Origin of the sequence: Chloracidobacterium sp., assembly GCA_016715795.1 — a bacterium.
Taxonomy (GTDB): Bacteria; Acidobacteriota; Blastocatellia; order Pyrinomonadales; family Pyrinomonadaceae; genus OLB17.
This window is the reverse complement of sequence record JADJXP010000002.1, coordinates 495,154-513,291: the sequence shown is the minus strand read 5'-3', so window position 1 is coordinate 513,291 and position 18,138 is coordinate 495,154. Positions and strand designations below refer to the sequence as shown.

Below are 18,138 nucleotides of genomic sequence, written 5' to 3'. Positions count from 1 at the left end.
TGCGGACGCTCCATGTAAAAACTTAGAATTACGCGCATGGCACTCGAGATCGAAAAAAAATACAGAATTGACAAGAAGATGCTTTTCGAACTTACGGCACGGCTTGCGGAGCTTGGGGCTGTTTTCGCCTATGAGAGCTTCGAGGAGAACTATCTGCATCGCGGTGGCGATCTCGCAGAGAGAAATGCATTTCTTCGCATACGGAAAACCAACGAAGGAAACACTTTGACGTATAAAGAAAAGGTCAATGCGGCGGGCGACCTCAAGCGCCAGATCGAGTTCGAAACGGTCGTTTCAGATCTTGAAGCGACCGAGAGCATTATCGAGAGGCTCGGGTATGAATTGGCTATCGTATACGAAAAGCGACGCAAAGCCTGGAAACTCGGAAAGGTCGAGGTAGTTCTTGACGAGTTGCCATTTGGTTTTTATATGGAGATCGAAGGTCCGACGAGAGAGATCAGACGAGCGGAGAGGCTGCTCGGTGCCGACGAGCTCGAATCCGAGGCTCGCGGCTACCCACGGCTTACGCTCAGATTCGGCCGGACAACCCGCAGCGGCGTGATCGAGTCTCGATTCAGTCGAAAAAAGAAGCGTCGCAACTAATCCAGCGTGTCTCGCCCGATAAAGAAGGCCTGCGAATCGAAACCGCACCCGTTTGCCGCAACCCTCTCATAAGAACCGTCCGGCATGAGCGCCCATGCGTTCGCCTGATCACGGAGATACGCGTCGAGGACCGTGTCCGTCAGGTATCGTCGCGCCGCCGCGTTAAGCACGGGCACCAGAACCTCGACACGACGGTCAAAGTTGCGTTGCATGATGTCGGAACTGCCGATATAAACCTTATCTTCGCCGCCACTGGCAAATGAATATATCCTGCTGTGTTCGAGAAAACGGCCGACGATCGAACGAACACGAATGTTCTCGGACATGCCCTTAACACCAGGCCTGAGACAGCAAATTCCCCGGATCACCAGGTCGATGTCCACACCGGCCTGGGACGCCGAATACAACTCTTCAATGACCTCAACATCAGTCAGGCTGTTCGCCTTGATGATGATCCGCGCCGGCCGGCCGTCCTGCTTGTTTTGGGCCTCGCGGCGGATGAGAGAGATCAGCCATTCGCGCAGATCCACGGGTGATATGATCAGGCGCTTCCATTCCACGGGACGAGAGTATCCCGTCAGAAAGTTGAACAGTTCCGTGGCATCACCGGTGATCTCCCGATCTGCGGTCAGGAGCCCGACGTCCGTGTAAGTCGCGGCGGTTATCCGATTGTAATTACCTGTCGAGATATGTACATAGGACCGCAAACCGTCGTGTTCGCGGCGAACCACAAGCAGGACCTTGCCGTGCGTCTTTATGCCCTTGATACCGTAGACGACTTGAACGCCCGCGTTTTCCAGTCGTCTCGCCCACTCGATATTGTTCTCCTCATCGAACCGGGCCATAAGCTCAACAAGCGCCGTCACTTGCTTTCCTCGGCGGCTTGCTTCGATCAGCGAATCAACGACTTGCGAGTCCTTTCCCGTGCGGTAGAGGCATATCTTTATCGCTTGTACCTCTGGATCCTCTGCTGCCTCAGCGAGAAGATCCGTAACCGCCTCGAACGACGTGTAGGGATGATGGAGCAGAATGTCGCCGCGCTTGAGGATGGCAAATATACTCTCAGGCTGTTGCATCATCTGAGGAAAGACTGTCCGAAACGGTAGGTCCTTCAGGTCCGAACGATCGAGGTCGTAAAGCTGCATCAGGTCCGAGATATTGAAGAAGCCTTCGACGCGCTCCACATCGTTACGGGATACGCCAATGCCTTTTGCAAGCTGTTTGACCATCTTGTCCGGCATCGCTCCGGCAACCTCAAGGCGGACTGGAAAGCGGTCGTCGCGGCGACGCAGTTCGCGTTCAAGCGTACTGAGAAGATCGCCGGCCTCGTCTTGCCGCAGTTCGATCTCGGCGTCACGCGTCACGCGAAAGAGAAATACCTCGCCGGCCTTCATCCCGGGAAATAGCTCACCCACGTTCGCTGAAACCACGTCCTCGGCCAACACGAATCTCCTCATACCCGAACCAACCGGAATTAACCTGGGAACGGCCGGTGGGACTTTTATCCGTACGAGACGCCTTCCGCCGTTCGTATGGATGACTTCAGTTTCGGTTAAGGGATCAGCCGAGATATAGAGTCCGAGGTTCAGATTAAGGTTTGATACATACGGAAAAGGTTGGTTGCGATCAATGGCCTGAGGTGTCAGCAATGGGAAGATATTCGCCCGGAAATATTCGTCAAGCTGCCTCTTTTCCGATAGCGTCAAGCTCTCATATCGTTCGATCTTGATTCCCGCCTTCTTTAGGTCAGCAAAGACTTTCTTCCTCAGATACTTAGCCTGAAGCCTAAGCATCGGCTGCAGCCGCTCTCGAATCGCGCTGAGTTGCTCGGCCGAGGTCAGCCCGTCAGGTGATAGCCTGCTGACACCCTCGGCTTGCTGCTGCATCAGCCCGGAGACGCGGATCATAAAGAACTCGTCGAGATTGGTAGAGAAGATCGAAAGGAACTTGACCCTCTCCAGCACCGGCAGCGTTTCATCGAGCGCCTCGCCGAGCACTCGACGGTTGAATTCGAGCCAGCTCAGTTCGCGATTGAAGAGCCTCTCATCCCTCGCCAAATGAATAGCATCCACCGATGCTACTGCGGTCAAGCCTTTTGCCTCAGCATCCATCATTGCCTAATGACTATCTCACGGAGCGAATCACCATCACCGGTTATCTCGATCGTAATTATCCGGTGCCCTTCAGGGACAGCTTTTAGCCGATCCGCCCACTCGATGATCGTTACAGCGTCGTCATTAGCGAGTATTTCCTCAAGGCCGACATCACTGGCTGGATCATCCGACGCATCGAGCCGCCAGAGGTCTATATGAAAGACATCAAATCGCGGCGTCCGATAGAGATTAACGAGCGCAAAACTCGGGCTGGTCACCTCATCGACGTCGTCGTCAAGCCCGTGCAAGATGCCCTTGGTCAGCAGCGTCTTTCCGGTTCCGAGGCCGCCGTAGAGCAGCACAATATCGCCCGATGTGAGCGAATTGCCGAGCTTTTCACCGAGTCCGAACGTCTCGTCGGGCGAGGTTGAGGGATATTCACCGGTCATCTGCTGCTTAGCTCGTCAAACACCTCAGCCAGACATTCACGCACATCCGACGCGGTCATTACACGCTTTCCATACTTTTTCTCGGCAGCATCACCGGCCATTCCGGCCACATAAACGGCCGCGACGACTGTCTCGAATATGTCAATGCCCATCGTTCCCGCCTGCGCGACAAAGCCCGCTAGAATTCCCGTCAGCGTGTCGCCATTCCCCGCCTTGCCTAAGCCCGAGTTTCCTGTCGGATTAACGACAACGCGGCCGTCGGGATGACCGATCAACACACGTTCACCTTTCAGTACGAGGATGACGTCATTTTTTGTGGCAAAGTCACGAACAGCGGCAACTCGATCTTTCACCGCGTCCGTGTCATCCGTCCCGAGCAGCCGCAAAAACTCGCCCTCGTGCGGCGTCAGTATCAGGTCAGAACCGCCTGCGTAAGCGGGCGGCCAGTTCGCATTATCGGAGTTTGGTGCAAGGACTGACAGGGCGCCCGCATCGACGATGACAGGCTTTGTCCGCGTCGCGACGATCTTGCGAACAATCTTCTCAATTTCTTCATCATTTGCATCGAGCCCACACCCAACAGCGATCGCATCGGCCTTTTCAAGATGCCCGCCAAACTCTTCCGACTCGATGGTCGAAAGTATCACCTCCGGCAGCAACCGCGACGCGATCTCAGCCTTGGCCCCCGCCGGACACGCCAACGTCACCAACCCAACCCCCGACCGCATCGCCGCATTCCCGGCCAAAACCGCTGCACCGGAATAATCCTCAGAACCAGCAGCGATCAGGGCGTGACCGCGTTTGTTTTTGTAGGAATCGTGTAGAAATGGCGTTTCGAACAGCCAGTTGTACGCATCGTCACAATCGGCCAGATACATTTGGGATTCGAACTGCTCAACGAACTCAGATGGCGAGCCGATCTCAGCAACGATCAGTTCGCCTCCGTAACTCGACGCGGGTGCCAGCACATTTGCAGGTTTGGGAGCCGAGAATGCGACCGTAATGTCTGCCTGAAACGCTTCACCGATCGGTTCGGAGAGGTCTGAATTCAGCCCGGAAGGGATGTCGACGGAGATCGCCAAACGGCCGGCGGGCCGGTTGGCTTCGTTGTGGAAATTGATCTCTCGAATAACATTCCCAAGCCAGCTATCCAGTGGACGGTTCAGTCCCGTCCCGAAAACTGCATCCACAACAACGTCCCAATCCTGAAAAGACTTGGCCAGCCAGGCATCAAACTCCTCTTGCGAATTTATCTCTCTCAGAAAATCAACAGATCGCTCGGCCGCATCAAAATTGATTCGCGCGTCGCCCTTCGTATCAGCAGCTTTTCCAAAAAGCAGGATCTCGACCGCGGCATCCGCGATGGCAAGCTTCCAGCCTACCGCCGCCCCATCGCCGCCATTATTGCCCTTCCCGCACAGGATCAGGATCGACTTGCCCTTGACCGATCCGCCAAGTTTTTCGGTGATGACGCGCGCCACGGCGTGGGCCGCATTCTCCATCAACAGGATCGACGGAATGCCGTAACGCTCGGTCGTCAGCCGGTCGACCTCGCGCATTTGGGCGGCTGTCAGCACCTTTTGCATAAAGACATATTGACCGCGAAATAAACGAAAGTCACGAAAGCATGCGTTCTTCTTTTCGCCTCTTTCGTGTATTTCGCGGTTAAATGAAAAAGGCCGCGTCCCATCGGAGACGCGGCTCGGATCAAGTTGGAGATCGTGAACGAACTCAAGTTTCTAAGAGCGGCAGTCAAAATGTTTGCCACTGTGCTCTTACACGCTTATCTTCCGTTCAAGTAATAGAAACGGTCATTCGCGAATTGGTTCCACATTTCCATGCATTTTGATCCGCAGAAAAAAATAGGCGAGACCGTACACGTCTCGCCCAAAGCATCCGCATAGCGGACGATCATGGCCCCGTATTTACGGGTCCATCACCTCCGGGCCGGGCCCGGCGATGAAGTCGAGGTCGGCGATGTTGTCTGTGAGGGTGACAACGCGGCTTGGGGTTTGGAAGATGAAGCGGCGTTGGCTGACGGTGACAACATACGTCTCGCCGGTGGCAAGGCCGTCGAATGAGTAGTAGCCGAATGAGCCGGTCTGGACCACACGCGGTTCGCTGAGCGAATTGCCGGTGATGGTGACCGTTGCGTTGCGTATAGGCCGCCCGTCGGCTGTCATCACGCGGCCTGAGATCGAGGCTTGTGCGGCCGTTGTCGCAAAGAACTCAAGGCCCCAGCCGCCCGCAAAGCAGCCTGATATGGACTCAGGTGCGTGCAGCGGGTTGCCAGCGTCATCGCGGATGTAGAGGTTCCATGTGCCATTGGCGTTCGTCAGGCCGTAGTTGCCAAAGAACGTCTGTGTGCCCGTGCCGCCTATGGTGCTGCCCGGCTCAGAGTACGGCCCCGGTGGTGCCGCTCCCGGGAAGTTAGTGACAGGCGACTCCCACGTTGTCGGTTCAAAGTTCCCTGATGCAAGCGGCCCTGCATTTGGCAGCACGCCCGTACCGGCATCCGTAAAGCTGAGCGTCACGGGGTTGCCCGTCGGGATGGCCAGTGCTCCGCCCGAATCGCCCATGATCACGAACTTCTGCCCCAGCGGGCCTACCAGCAGGGCGTCTATGTTGTCAGGCACCGTGTATGACAGGTCATACAGCGTCACACGCATCGACCCAAGGGCCAGCGGGGCATTCGAGACGGTGAGTTGTGACGGATACGGAGCGGCCGTTCCGGCCAGCGTTACGCACATCGGGTCGGCATTGCGGAACTGGCTCGCCGTGTCGTTGATGTTCAGAACGGCGTTCTGGGCCTCAGGCATGTAAGAGTGGCCCTCTGCCTCGCGGCCCGTGAATGGCCCAGTCAGATGCAGGTTAACCGTCTGGTTCGGCTCAGGTATCACATCGCCGCACACTGTGACATTTACCAGCTTCAGCGTCTCCATCGGGTTGAACGTCACTACCTGTCCCGTGACCGTTATGTAGTCTATCCCCGAAGTACAGGCCGCTCCGCCGGTTGCCGTGCCGTCAGAGGTCGAGAACGTCACTGTATTTGTGCCTGACAGGTCTCCCGTTCTCACTATCTCGATCACGGCCGTCTGTGATTCGTCCTCTATATACGTCAGAGAGCCGAATGTAATGAACGGCGTAGGCGACGGTGTAGGCGTCGGCGTTGGTGTCGGCGTCGGTGTTGGCGTCGGTGTCGGCGTCGGTGTAGGCGTCGGCGTTGGTGTAGGTGTCGGCGTCGGCGTCGGCGTCGGCGTCGGCGTCGGCGTCGGTGTCGGCGTCGGCGTCGGCGTCGGTGTCGGCGTTGGCGTCGGTGTTGGAGTTGGCGTCGGCGTCGGCGTCGGTGTTGGCGTCGGTGTAGGTGTCGGTGTTGGCGTCGGCGTAGGTGTCGGTGTAGGTGTCGGTGTTGGCGTCGGCGTAGGTGTCGGCGTAGGTGTAGGTGTCGGCGTCGGCGTTGGTGTCGGCGTCGGTGTCGGAGTTGGAGTTGGCGTCGGGCTTGGGGTTACGAAGGGTATATTCACCGTGAATGTCTCCACAGTGCCCGTTGCTACAAAGTTTGGCCCGATGTCTGCCACCTGCGTCGGCTGAACCACGATCTGATACGTCCCGTTATCGGCAAAGTCCCACGTCCCGCCCGGCGGGATGATCCCGTACTGGGCCGTCCTTGGCGTGCCGTTTGTCGGGTTGTCCACGATAAAGTACGCCGCAGGCACGTCGAAGCCGCCCGGCCCCGTTACGCGTACGTCACCGCCGTCGAGCGAAGAGACATTCATCCCCGCATTAAAGCCCGTGTCCGTGTATGTCACGTCAAAGAAGTGCATCACACCGCCCGGTGCAGTGATGTCCACAGAATTCCCCACCGCCGTTGGTGCAGGATCCGGCGGTGTCGGCGTCGGAGTCGGCGTCGGCAGCGGGCACTTGCCGGCGCTTCCGGCGTTGTATATGCCAAAGACCTCGGCGGCCGTAAGGGCACGATTGAAGACCTCAACCTCATCGGCCCTTCCGTTGAAGAACCGCTGGTGGTCGCCGCCGAAGGCCCCTATCACGAATGGGGCATTTGTACTCGATAATACGCCCGATACCGTGTTCGATGTGGTTAGCACTGCGCCGTTTACATAGATCGTTGTGCTTGGGTTGACCGCACCGTTATAAACAAGCGTTAGATGCGTCCACGTGTTGGCGGGCGGGGCGTAGACAAAGGTCGTGATCACGCCGTTGGCCCGCGCAACGATCGTCCCTGTTTCCCATTGGAGCGCGTACGGAATGTAACCGTTCTGCGACTTGCCGAAGAACCACTGTTCGCCGGTCATGGCCGCGGCCGGGTAGATCCAGCCGTCGATCGTCACTTCGTTTCCGGTTATATCGAGCGTCGGGCTGCTCGGCGCCTCAACATAGCCGCTCGTCCCGTTCAGGCTGAACGCCTGGCCGACCATGCCGGCCGCAAAGCCCGCTCCGCCTTGGAGCGTGCCGTTGTTAAGGCCGGTCGCGTCGCTGGCGTTGTTCTCGCCCTTATACCACGCCACCATCCCGCTCGGTGCCGGATAACACGTCGGCGACGGCGTCGGCGTAGGTGTCGGCGTCGGTGTCGGCGTTGGTGTCGGTGTCGGCGTTGGCGTCGGTGTTGGAGTTGGTGTCGGCGTCGGTGCCGGAGGCAGCATACAGCCCGCTATCACGGCCGGCGAAATGAGGAACGGAACGAGATCGACCGTTGCTCCATTGACCGCATCACCAATGCCGCCCGGATTGCTCGCATGGGTCGGGCCTGTCGGCGATCCCCAGTAATTGTTCTCGGCATTGATCGTCTCAGTGCCGGTGTAGGTCGCACCAAGATTGTTGCCGCCGAGATTGTTCTGGTTGAACTGATTGGTCGAGATCGTCCCCGCCGCCTGAGTCGCACTGAACGAGACCCCGGCGCTTGTACCGGCCACCACAAGGCCGTTGCCCGTAAAGCAGTTGCCTGTGATCGTGTTGTTCTGAGCACCGCGATCCGGGTTCGTATTGCCAAAGCTCGTCAGTGCCAAGCCGTGGCGTTCATTACCGGTAAAGAAGTTGCCGGTGATCGCCACATTCTGCATGCCGCCCTGCAGGCCGTCAAAGTCGTTGTTGCTGAATGTGTTATTCGAGATCGTGCCGGCGTTAGGCGTCGCAAACGAGCCAAAGGCACGGGTCCCGAGATTAACGCCGACATTGTTGTTGTGGAACAGGTTGCCGCTGATCGACGGATTACGCATCCCGCTCGGGCCCACATTGTGATTACCGTCAACAAAGAAGCCTTCGGTAAAGTCGGCGTTCCGCACCGTATTGTTGGTGAAATGGAACCCGTGGAAGGTGTCCGTGTCCAGATGGAAGACGCCGCTGACCGCTGTCGTGTTGCCTGAGCCTTCGACGAGGTTCTGGTTCGCCGTTATATCGGTCCCGCTGTCATTCAGGTTGACCGCACGGCCCGGGAACGACGTGAACCGGTTGTTCAGCATCTGGAGGCCGTTGAGCGGCCCCGAAGTTGATTCAATGAGGCCCGATGACCCGACAAGCGTGCCGCCCGAGAAGGTAAAGCCGTTGATCACAGATCCGGCCGACCCTGTCTGCAGTTCAAGGGCACGAGCGGCACTTGCCGGCGTGACAATAGCTTCGTTCGTGCCCGGTCGCGTACGGGCGTCGACGTTGTCCTGGGCACCGCTCAAAGTGGCGCTCTTGTTCAGTACCACATTCTCGGTGTAAGTTCCCGCCTCGACATAGACCGTTCCGCCCGGCGTTACGGCATTTATCCCGCCCTGGACGGTTGCGAATGCCTGATAGTCGAAGATAAGCCCGGTCACCGTTCCGAGCGGATGCTGCGTGCCGTCGGGGTTCCATGTGACCGTGTCGCCTGTGGAGAGCCCGGCCGGTGCCACATCATTGGTGATCACAAAGTCCGTCGCCGCATTCTCTCCTACATAAGCGGCCACCGGCGTTGGCGTCGGCGTTGGCGTCGGCGTAGGTGTCGGCGTCGGCGTAGGTGTCGGTGTCGGCGTCGGCGTTGGGGCCAGGATATCGGTCGTCTCGTCCTCAATGTTGTTAGTCGGCGTTGGGTCTGACTCGGTTGCCGATGCCGAAGCGCTGTTGGTCACCGTCTGACCGCCCGAGCCGGGCGAGGCCGTCACGGTTATGCGTATGTCAGCGTATTCGCCCGCCGGTATCCGTCCGCCGGTGCAGGTAACGGTCCCGTTCAGGCCGGGCGGCGGCGTCGTGCAGGTGAAGCCCTGTGATGTAAATGTCCCCGACTGATTAAAAATGGTTGGGATCGGACATTCCAGCGGGCCGCCGGGCGGAGCCGCCCGTGTAAATACGAATTTAGCCTGAACCGGAAGCGTCGAGCTAAACGTGCCGCCATTCACGCTCATCCGGTTCAGGGTCATCGAACCGACCGGCTGTGGGCCCGGCGGCAGCACCGCTTTGACATCCCACAGTTCCGGGGGTGAGCTGCCGTAGGTGATCGTTATCGGCTGGGCGCTCCGCAGTTCGAGCGCGACAAGCTCGATCGGGACCACGTCTGTGCCGCCCGGCATCGGAATATGTCCGTCGCCCGATCGCCGGACGATCGTATCCGGCAGTGGCAGCACCGGGGCGCAGCCCGGATCGGACGTCGTGCCCTCATGTTTCCCATTCGGCCCGTTGCCCAGCCCCGCCGGGCCGAGACACGTGCCATTACCATCGTCCGTCGGCGATGTCACCGCCCCCGGCCCGAAGAATACCTGTCCGCTGAACGGGTCGGATCCGGGCCCAAAGAACCCCGCCGGCAGCGGCGGCGGCTGAAGTATCGTCCCTGTTGTAGGCGGCGCGCCCGGTATCGTCTGGATCAGTTGGTCACCCGCCTCGATATTCAGGTCATACGTAATATCAAAAAACGAGAGCGGCAGCGGCAATGGGTCCGAAACGGTCACGTTTGTCGCCGTGTCAGGGCCATTATTCTGCACCCTTATCGTATAAGTGAACTGATCGCCCTCCGTCACCGGATCCGCCGAGTCCGTCTTTGTCACTACCAGATCCGCGGCCGGTGGAGCGAACGGTATGCCTTGCTGCATCCGGATCGTCGCCGTCGTAGAGCCTGACATCCCGCCAACCGGCCCGCCAGGAGCGCCGACAAAGTCGATCCGATAAGTGATGTCAAAGAAACTATCGACGTTCCAGTGCCCGCCCGGCAGCTGAGTCAACGTCGTATGGCCCGGGCTCGGCAGGCCAAAGCCAGAACCCGCAGTAATGCGCAGCAGGTCAAAGTCCGGATCGCCCGTCGGAAGCTGTCCCTGGCATCTGAACATATCGGTCGGGAATGACTGCACAGGGGCGCCGGGCACGCGCGGGCCGGTGTGGACCTCGCACTGGACCTGCATTGGAATTTGCCGGTGATATCCGCTCAGATTTCCGGTCCCGCCCATGTCCATCGTCAGTGTGCTCGAAAACTGCTCGATCTCACCGCCCAGCGGGCCGCCGGGCGTGCGAACAATACCCGTGAAAACGTCAAAGAACCCGTCGCTTTGTATCGTCGTGCCGGGCGGGAGCCCCTCGATAACGGACAACGGCCATCCCCGGTACGGACACGGTGCCGGCAGGTCGGCCGTGCCCCCGCCATTGTCTAACGGCTGGCACTCCGTTGGCGCGACCGGCCCGCGGACCTGATGCATGCGGATCGTGCCCGTCGTCGAGCCTGACATTCCGCTCAGCGGCCCACCGGCCTTTCCGACAAAATCGATGCGATATGTGATGTCAAAAAAGCTGTCAACGGCCCAACTGCCGCCCGGTAATTGCGTCAGCGTCGTATGGCCCGGGCTCGGCATTCCAAAACTGCTGCCCGCCGTAATCCTCAGCAGGTCAAAGTCGGGATCGCCTGTAATCTGCGCCTGCAGGCCCGCCATCTCGGTCGGGAACGACTGGACCGGTGCACCCAGGACGCGCGGCCCATTGTCAATGGTCACCTCGCCGGGTATGTCCTGGATCTTGATATACGCGGCCAGAGCTCCGGTTCCTCTCATGACCAGCCGCAGCCTGCTATGGAACTGATCCCGCTCGCCGCCTAACGGGCCGCCCGGCGTCCGGACGATGCTCGTGTTTGTGTCAAGCGATGCCGCGCTAAGGATCTTTGTGCCGGGCGGCAACCCGCTCGATATTTCCATCGGCCCACCAAGATACCTGCATGGCGTCGGAAGGTCAGCGGTCCCCAGACCATTGTCCGGCGTCAAACACGTCGTCGGTGGAGGCGTTGGCGTCGGTGTCGGGGTTGGGGTTGGGCTTGGTGTCGGTGTCGGAGTTGGTGTAGGTGTTGGTGTGGGCGTGGGCGTGGGCGTGGGAGTTGCCGGCGTCGATAGCGAGAATTCATCTATCGCCAGGGCGTGATCGCTGCCGGTATCGTTTCGCTCGACCCATCGGATCCACAACGTCTCGCCGTTGTCCCAGCCAAGGCTCGAGATCGTCCCGCCGCGGCCGGCTACCTTTCCTGCGGCGTTACCATCGACCGCCGCCCCTCCGCTCGTAAAGACCGGCGAAGCCCAGTCAAAGTTACCGCCCGGTGCTATCCAGGTCCCAACGCTTCCAAAGCTGCTGCCGATGCCATATTCGAATATCATCGACTGGGCGACAGTATCTCCACTCTTCCGCCATTGCTCTCCGTCAAAGATAATAATCACATCATTGATCGTCGCCCCGGTATCATTGGTGGCAGAGAATGCGATCCAGCCCGCGATCGCACCCGACGATGGAGAACCAAAATACGTGCCTCCCGTCCCGAGGCCTCCGAGCGCACGCTCACTGCTGCCCGTGCTTCCATAACTGTAGAAACTGCCGCCGCTTGCGGTGCCGCTGTCTGCGTTATATGTCGTTATAGCGGTCCCCGGCGCGGGCTGTGCATAGAGAAACCAGCCGGGTAATGTCGAATCGTTCGTCCACGCCACTCCAGAGCCGGCCGACGCAAGCGAATCAAAATTCTGCGAATACGTCGTCCCGGTATAGCTGATCGCGTCATCGGGGGGCTCCCACCATGCTCTTCCGAGCCAATCGCCCGAGCGCGCGCTCCCGCTGGGTTCGACAAGACTGCGCTCGCCTAGCTCGGCCTGGGCGAGATCGGCTCCGCTCCAGAAAAGGCCAACCAACACCAACAACATCGCTTGTGCAGCTAATGAATATCTCATTGTCTTACCTCGCAGCATCATCGCTCTCAACGCGTATGGAAAAGCCCTTTCTCCGATACCTCCTGCCTCACAGGCGGGCATGAAGATCGATCAAACTCTCGCGGGCAAAAAAGAAGATGCTCCCCAACCCCTTTGCCGTGGGAGCATCTCTCAGAATCCAAAATCCAGCGATTAGGAAAACTAATAGACCTCTTTTGCTGAAATGTCTGTGACCGATGTCACAAATTGAGAAAAAAATACAGAGCAGCCGTCGCAAATTTGGAAGGACTGGAAGCCGGGCAGAAACAACAAATCCGCGTTCCAGCGAAGACTGAAACGCGGATCAGATGGTGGTGATCCCGGGTGGATTCTAACCACCGACCTTCCGCTTAGGAGGCGGACGCTCTATACAGCTGAGCTACGGGACCACAACGACAGTGAAAAAGGGCAAAAGTAAAACGGTGAAAAAGCATTTTCACTCTTTCACGTTTTCACTCTTTCACTATCACTCGTCGTAGTGAATAAGCGACCTGACGTCATAGGACGACAATTTGTCTCGGCCGCCGAGAAAGTCCAATTCTACTACAAAGAGTAATCCTGCGACCTGCCCGCCGACACTCTCTACCAGATCGGCAACGGCACGAGCAGTGCCGCCGGTCGCGAGCAGATCATCGACGATCAGCACCCGATGGCCGTCGCCGACCGCGTCCTTGTGCATCTCGAGCGTGTCTTGGCCATATTCGAGATCGTATGAGATTGACACCTTCTCTGAAGGGAGCTTCTTGGGCTTCCTGACCGGCACAAAACCGGCTCCGATCCGATAAGCGATAGACGGCGCAAAGATAAATCCGCGCGATTCGATGCCGATAACGGTGTCGATCCGGCCGTCGGGCAGCTCGCTGATAAGGCCGTCGATCGTATTCTTCAGCCCATCAGGATCGAGCAGCAGCGTCGTGATGTCGTAAAAATTGATGCCCGGTTTGGGAAAATCAGGCACTTCGCGAATGAGGTTTCTAAGATGTTCCATATGTTAACGTTCTATCCTAAATGTTGAATATAAGCCGCTTGGCTCGACAACTATCTCCTCGACGCCCGAAACTCTCGAATATACAGGCCCCGCTCCGAGATCGAGTCGAAACGCATCGACGGCCCTCGCGCTCCCCTCCGCGACGACCTCGACACGGCCATCGGCCAGATTCTTGACATAACCTCGCACCTGATGCCGCGCGGAGGACCGCTGGACAAAAAAGCGAAATCCGACACCCTGCACGAGGCCGCTGATCAAAAAACGTCGGGCGATCACTACAGTAATTCTGCCCCGACGCTCGCCGTTGTGCAAACCTGAACGGTAACCCTCGGAAACGGATTTACAAACCGCAGAATTGGTGCCAGAATGAGTCAAATGCGGCGTGTGCTCCTAACTCTTGCCATCGTGATCGTGTTCGCGGCAATGGCACCGGCTCAACAGCGGCCGTTGCTCACCGACGACATCGATATCACTCCGGCGGGGGCGATCGAGATCGGAGCGGGCGTCGATTTCTTCCAGGACGCCAAGTTTCCGCTGTCAGGCCTGACGGGCGATCTGAGCCGAGTTGGCGATATTCGATTGCGGACGGGTTTTGCCCCAAATGTCGAACTGCAGATCGAAGGGGCACTTCGCAACTATCTCGCCATCAACTCTCAGGGCTCGTCACCGATCCCATTAAGCGTATCAGGCAACTCGACGAGCGATTTTGACGATTTCACGATCTCGGCCAAGATCAAGCTGCGGAACGAGACAAAAAAGCTGCCGGCCGTCGGTTTTAAGTTCGGCTATCAGATGCCAAATACCAATCAGGCCCGCGGTATCGGCACGAACCAGATCAACATATTTGGCAAGATCATCGCCCAGAAAAAGTTCGGCAGCTACGTTGGGAAAGTGCCTCGATTCACGGCGATCGGTAATCTTGGCATGGTCATTATGACCGCGCCGATCGAGCGTTTCACGCAAAACGATCTGGTGCTGTATGGAGTCGCCGGTATCTTCCGTGCGACGAATCATGTCAACATCGTCAGCGAGGTCAACGGCCGCTTGAACACTCGCGGCGGAACGGTGCCGCTAGGCACCGAGAGCGTCGGGCAATTTCGCATCGGGGCGCAGGTTCAGGCGTCGGGACTGCGATTTGATACGGCCGCGGCTTTCGGCCTGACAAAATATAGCCCACGCAGCGGATTCATCTTTGGGGTGACCTATCAGTCGCCGACCATCTTCACGCCGGCCAAATAGTCAGATATTGATCGGAGAGTGTCCGTGGCCCAGATGCGGCGCACTGCGGATCGCTTCGGTCACGAAGTCCTTCGCGACCTTTATCGACTCGGTGAGATCAAGCCCGGCCGCCAGATTTGCAGCGATCGCTGCCGCCAGCGTGCAGCCGGTGCCGTGCGTGGCGGTGGTATCAATAAAGTCGGCGTCGAACACGGTCCGTTCGCTGCCGAAAAAGAGAAAGTCCTGGGCCTTACGCTCAGAGCCGTTCGGCTGGAAATGTCCGCCCTTTATCAGGACATTTGCCGCACCGAGCCGCTGCATCAACTGCGCGGCATTATCGATGTCGGCCTCTGATCGGATCGCTTTCTCCGAGATACGCTCCGCTTCAGGAATATTGGGCGTGATCAGAGCAGCCAGCGGGAAGAGATGTTTCGTTAATGCATTGAGGGCGCCATCGTCTATCAGATCATAGCCCGAGGTTGATCGAACGACAGGATCGACTACTACATTACGCAGGTCGCGCTCCGTAATGATCGCCGCGACCGCCTCTATCACCTCACGCGTGGGCAGCATCCCTGTCTTTACGGCTGCCACTTCAAAATCGTCCAGAACGGCCTCAGCCTGACGGCGCACCGAGTCCGCCGTTTGATGGACCGCGCCGAATACGCCCATCGTGTTCTGAAAGGTCACCGATGTGATCGCGGCCGTGGGAAAGCAGCCAAACCGTGCAAACGTCTTAATGTCGGCGATGATCCCCGCTCCGCCCGACGGGTCAAGCCCGGCGATCGTGAGGCAGACGGGCGGCTTTTGTCGCGACGCAGTCATTTACTGATGATCTCCATGATGACGGCCAACTCTGCGTGGTCGTTCATAGCTCGGATCGCGGCAACTCCGGCTGCACCGGCCGATAAGGCATCGCTGACATTGTCCGCCGCGATGCCGCCAAGCGCAATGACCGGAAAATCGGATAGTCGACGACAGACTGCCGAAAGCTCGACCAGCCCGGCGGGACTGCCTTTTCCCGGCGTAACGAAGACCGGGCCGAATATTACGAAATCCGAACCTCTCGATGCTGCCTCAGCCTCGTCCGCAGAATGGACCGAACTTCCGATCAACAGATCAGGGAAAGCCGAGCGGACTACGAACGGTGGCATGGAATCGGATCGCAGCTGCACCCCATCGGCGCCGGCCGCCGCAGCGATATCGGCGCGGTCGTTGACGAGGAGCTTGGTCTGTGTATTGCGTGTAATATCAACGCCTGCCCGCACAAGGTCGAAGAGATGCCGTCCGGAGAGTTGCTTTTCGCGAACCTGGACCATTGAAACGGCGTGCTCAACCCCGAGACGGACCGCCTCGAGCACATCCTGTCGCGACCCAGCGTCATCATCGGTCGCATGGCCGCCGGTGATCAGACAAGTTAAAGGCCTAACGGTCGGCAGCATCGTCGTTGGGCCCTGAGCCGCTGACAAGCAGGTCAACGCTCTGTCGGAAATGAGTGAGTTCCCAAATGGCAATGAGAATATTGAGGGCCCCAAGACCGGTGACCGCTCCGCGAAACCATGTCGAAGCGACGGCCTGTTGAACGATCGGCGCGCCCGTCTTGTCGGAGAGATAGACCAGCAACGCGTTCTCTCCCCAAGGGCCAAAAAGGGCGTCCCACGGGGCCAGGATCAGATAGCATCCGAGCAGAACGCACAGGATAATGAAGAAAACGACCGTCAGCCGCTCGACCATATCGAGAGTATAGCCTGTTAGCCGAAATGTGACCATCCTTGCGCGCAGGGCCGATTTCTTCATACCCTAAGCCGATAGTATGTCGAACGAGAGCGAGCTATGGACGTTCATCGCGACACGTCTCGATCGTGGCGAACACGCTGCTCTGCTGGTCGTTACGGAAAGCAATGGTTCCAGCCCGGGCCGTGCGGGTTACAAGATGGCTGTCGCTGCTGATGGCGAGATGATAGGGACCATCGGTGGCGGTGTCATGGAAGTGTCGCTCGTCGAACGAGCAAGAACAGCTCGCGAGACTGAGATCGTCGAACGCATCCATCGGCGCGACGTCGTGAATTCGAGCGGCATGATCTGCTCTGGCCGCCAAACGGTCCTCATCAAGCCGCTTTCACCGAACGACCTTGACACGGTTCGAGACATCCTTGGATCGTTGGAAGGAGGCGAATCGGTCCTTACCATCACGCGAACAGAGATATCAGTGTGCAAGGCGGATGCTAGTTTTCCGGCGATCACGTTCGAGCAAGGAGCGGATGCGGAGTTCGCGTATCACGAAAGGATCGCAAGTGGGCCTGACCTCTACATCGTCGGCGGTGGCCATTGTTCTCTCGCGTTGAGCGAGGTTGCGGCTCGGCTCGGCTTTCGGGTCCACATCTTCGACGACCGGCCCGATCTGAGCACGCTTGCCAAGAATGAATTTGCCCACGAGGTAACGACCATCGTAGGCTACGAGCATATAGGCAAATATATTCCGTCCGGCCGCGCGGCCTATGTCGTGGCGATGACTCTGGGCTACGCGAGCGATGCCGTGGTTATCCGGCAGCTTATCGATCATGACGTTAGATACTTTGGGGTCCTCGGCAGCAAAGCAAAGATCGCGACGATGATGAAAGAACTGAGCAGCGAAGGACTTGATACCTCTAAGCTCGATGCGATCCGAACACCGATCGGCCTGCCGATCAACAGCCGCACGCCCGAGGAAATAGCTATCTCGATCGCGGCCGAGATCATCGCCGTCAAGAACACATGACGCCGTTCCGCTATGCTAAACTCACCTTTCCGATGGATAGCAGGAGCATTCATAAACCACGCACACGCAGCTATTTACGACGCCTCATCGGCCGCGAATATTACACGCTGAGGCGCCACGCGAAGTGGATCGCGAATTCGCGTAATTTCGCGCGGCTGTCGCCAAATGTTCGGCTCGAACACTCGATCTTCCAGCACCACTCGATGCTCCTGCGCCCGCTCAAAGACGTGGAGATGTATCTGCAGCACAACAAGGTCACGAACCTTCGCCTGGCTCTCGATCGCATCGAAAGCGTTGTTATTCGGCCCGGCGAAACATTCTCCGTTTGGAGGCTGGTCGGCCGGCCAACCGCGCGACGCGGATTTCTGGACGGCCTTGTGCTGCACAATGGACGCATTGAGAAAGGCATCGGCGGCGGGCTGTGTCAGCTTGGCAATCTGCTCTATTGGATGGCCCTCCATTCCCCGCTGACCATAGCCGAGCGATATCGACACGGGTTTGACGTGTTTCCCGACATCAACCGGACGATCCCGTTCGCCTGTGGAGCCACCCTCGCCTACAACTATATCGACCTTCAGTTGCGAAACGACACATCCGACACCTACCAACTCAAACTCTGGCTCGGCGACGAATACCTCCACGGCGAACTGCTCTCCGATCGTGCACCTGAATACAGCTATGAGATCTTTGAGACCGACCACCTTATCAAACTCCAGCCCTGGGGTGGCTACACGCGTCACAACCGGATATGGAAGCGGACGACCAGCCTGATCGACGGCTCGATCGACGAACGGCTAGTGACAGAGAACCACGCGATCATGATGTACGAGCCGCTGCTCACCGCCTAACC

At 58.3% G+C, this 18,138-nt stretch carries 13 protein-coding genes and 1 tRNA gene; 4 read left to right on the top strand and 10 right to left on the bottom strand.

All coding sequences use genetic code 11. From position 1 onward, the window contains the following. Window positions 1-78 precede the first annotated feature (78 nt). On the top strand, window positions 79-603 hold the full coding sequence (locus tag IPM59_07385) for a class IV adenylate cyclase (GenBank protein ID MBK9215410.1): 525 nt from the start codon (window positions 79-81) through the stop codon (window positions 601-603). Here IPM59_07385 and ppk1 read toward each other — a convergent pair. The 7 genes from ppk1 to IPM59_07350 all read right to left on the bottom strand — a co-directional run bounded on the left by ppk1 (window position 600) and on the right by IPM59_07350 (window position 13,588). Then, on the bottom strand, window positions 600-2,714 hold the full coding sequence (ppk1, locus tag IPM59_07380) for a polyphosphate kinase 1 (GenBank protein ID MBK9215409.1): 2,115 nt from the start codon (window positions 2,712-2,714) through the stop codon (window positions 600-602). The genes IPM59_07385 and ppk1 overlap by 4 nt on opposite strands. After that, the gene (gene tsaE / locus IPM59_07375) at window positions 2,714-3,145 is read right to left on the bottom strand and encodes a tRNA (adenosine(37)-N6)-threonylcarbamoyltransferase complex ATPase subunit type 1 TsaE (protein MBK9215408.1); all 432 of its coding nucleotides are present in this window, start codon (window positions 3,143-3,145) and stop codon (window positions 2,714-2,716) included. The genes ppk1 and tsaE overlap by 1 nt, the downstream gene beginning before the upstream one ends. Then, window positions 3,142-4,731 carry an NAD(P)H-hydrate dehydratase gene (locus IPM59_07370; GenBank protein ID MBK9215407.1) on the bottom strand — a complete coding sequence of 530 codons (1,590 nt, stop codon included), beginning with the start codon at window positions 4,729-4,731 and terminating at the stop codon, window positions 3,142-3,144. Before IPM59_07370 ends, tsaE begins: the two co-directional genes overlap by 4 nt. Window positions 4,732-5,070: 339 nt before the next feature. Next, window positions 5,071-12,306, bottom strand: a complete 7,236-nt coding sequence (locus tag IPM59_07365; protein MBK9215406.1) for a carboxypeptidase regulatory-like domain-containing protein — start codon at window positions 12,304-12,306, stop codon at window positions 5,071-5,073. Between the two features lie 330 nt (window positions 12,307-12,636). Next, a tRNA-Arg gene (locus IPM59_07360) sits at window positions 12,637-12,713 on the bottom strand. 77 nt (window positions 12,714-12,790) lie between these two features. Continuing rightward, entirely contained in the window at window positions 12,791-13,312 is a 522-nt protein-coding gene (locus tag IPM59_07355; GenBank protein MBK9215405.1) for an adenine phosphoribosyltransferase, read from the bottom strand. A gap of 3 nt (window positions 13,313-13,315) precedes the next feature. Continuing rightward, window positions 13,316-13,588: an acylphosphatase gene (locus tag IPM59_07350; protein MBK9215404.1), complete on the bottom strand. Its 273-nt coding sequence runs from the start codon at window positions 13,586-13,588 to the stop codon at window positions 13,316-13,318. Between the two features lie 99 nt (window positions 13,589-13,687). Here IPM59_07350 and IPM59_07345 point away from each other — a divergent pair, with 99 nt between their 5' ends. After that, entirely contained in the window at window positions 13,688-14,551 is an 864-nt protein-coding gene (locus IPM59_07345; GenBank protein ID MBK9215403.1) for a hypothetical protein, read from the top strand. On the opposite strand, the gene thiD is transcribed toward IPM59_07345, so the two are convergent. The 3 genes from thiD to IPM59_07330 are packed head-to-tail and all read right to left on the bottom strand — an operon-like array spanning window position 14,552 to window position 16,327. Next, complete coding sequence (gene thiD, locus IPM59_07340) at window positions 14,552-15,355, bottom strand: bifunctional hydroxymethylpyrimidine kinase/phosphomethylpyrimidine kinase (GenBank protein MBK9215402.1); 804 nt, start codon at window positions 15,353-15,355, stop codon at window positions 14,552-14,554. Continuing rightward, complete coding sequence (locus IPM59_07335) at window positions 15,352-15,999, bottom strand: thiamine phosphate synthase (protein MBK9215401.1); 648 nt, start codon at window positions 15,997-15,999, stop codon at window positions 15,352-15,354. Before IPM59_07335 ends, thiD begins: the two co-directional genes overlap by 4 nt. Next, on the bottom strand, window positions 15,956-16,327 hold the full coding sequence (locus tag IPM59_07330; GenBank protein ID MBK9215400.1) for a hypothetical protein: 372 nt from the start codon (window positions 16,325-16,327) through the stop codon (window positions 15,956-15,958). Before IPM59_07330 ends, IPM59_07335 begins: the two co-directional genes overlap by 44 nt. Window positions 16,328-16,343: 16 nt before the next feature. Here IPM59_07330 and IPM59_07325 point away from each other — a divergent pair, with 16 nt between their 5' ends. Both IPM59_07325 and IPM59_07320 read left to right on the top strand, forming a co-directional pair. Further along, on the top strand, window positions 16,344-17,288 hold the full coding sequence (locus IPM59_07325; protein MBK9215399.1) for an XdhC family protein: 945 nt from the start codon (window positions 16,344-16,346) through the stop codon (window positions 17,286-17,288). 32 nt (window positions 17,289-17,320) lie between these two features. Beyond that, window positions 17,321-18,136 (top strand): VanW family protein, encoded by an 816-nt coding sequence (locus IPM59_07320; protein MBK9215398.1) that lies wholly within the window; start codon window positions 17,321-17,323, stop codon window positions 18,134-18,136. Window positions 18,137-18,138: the final 2 nt, after the last annotated feature.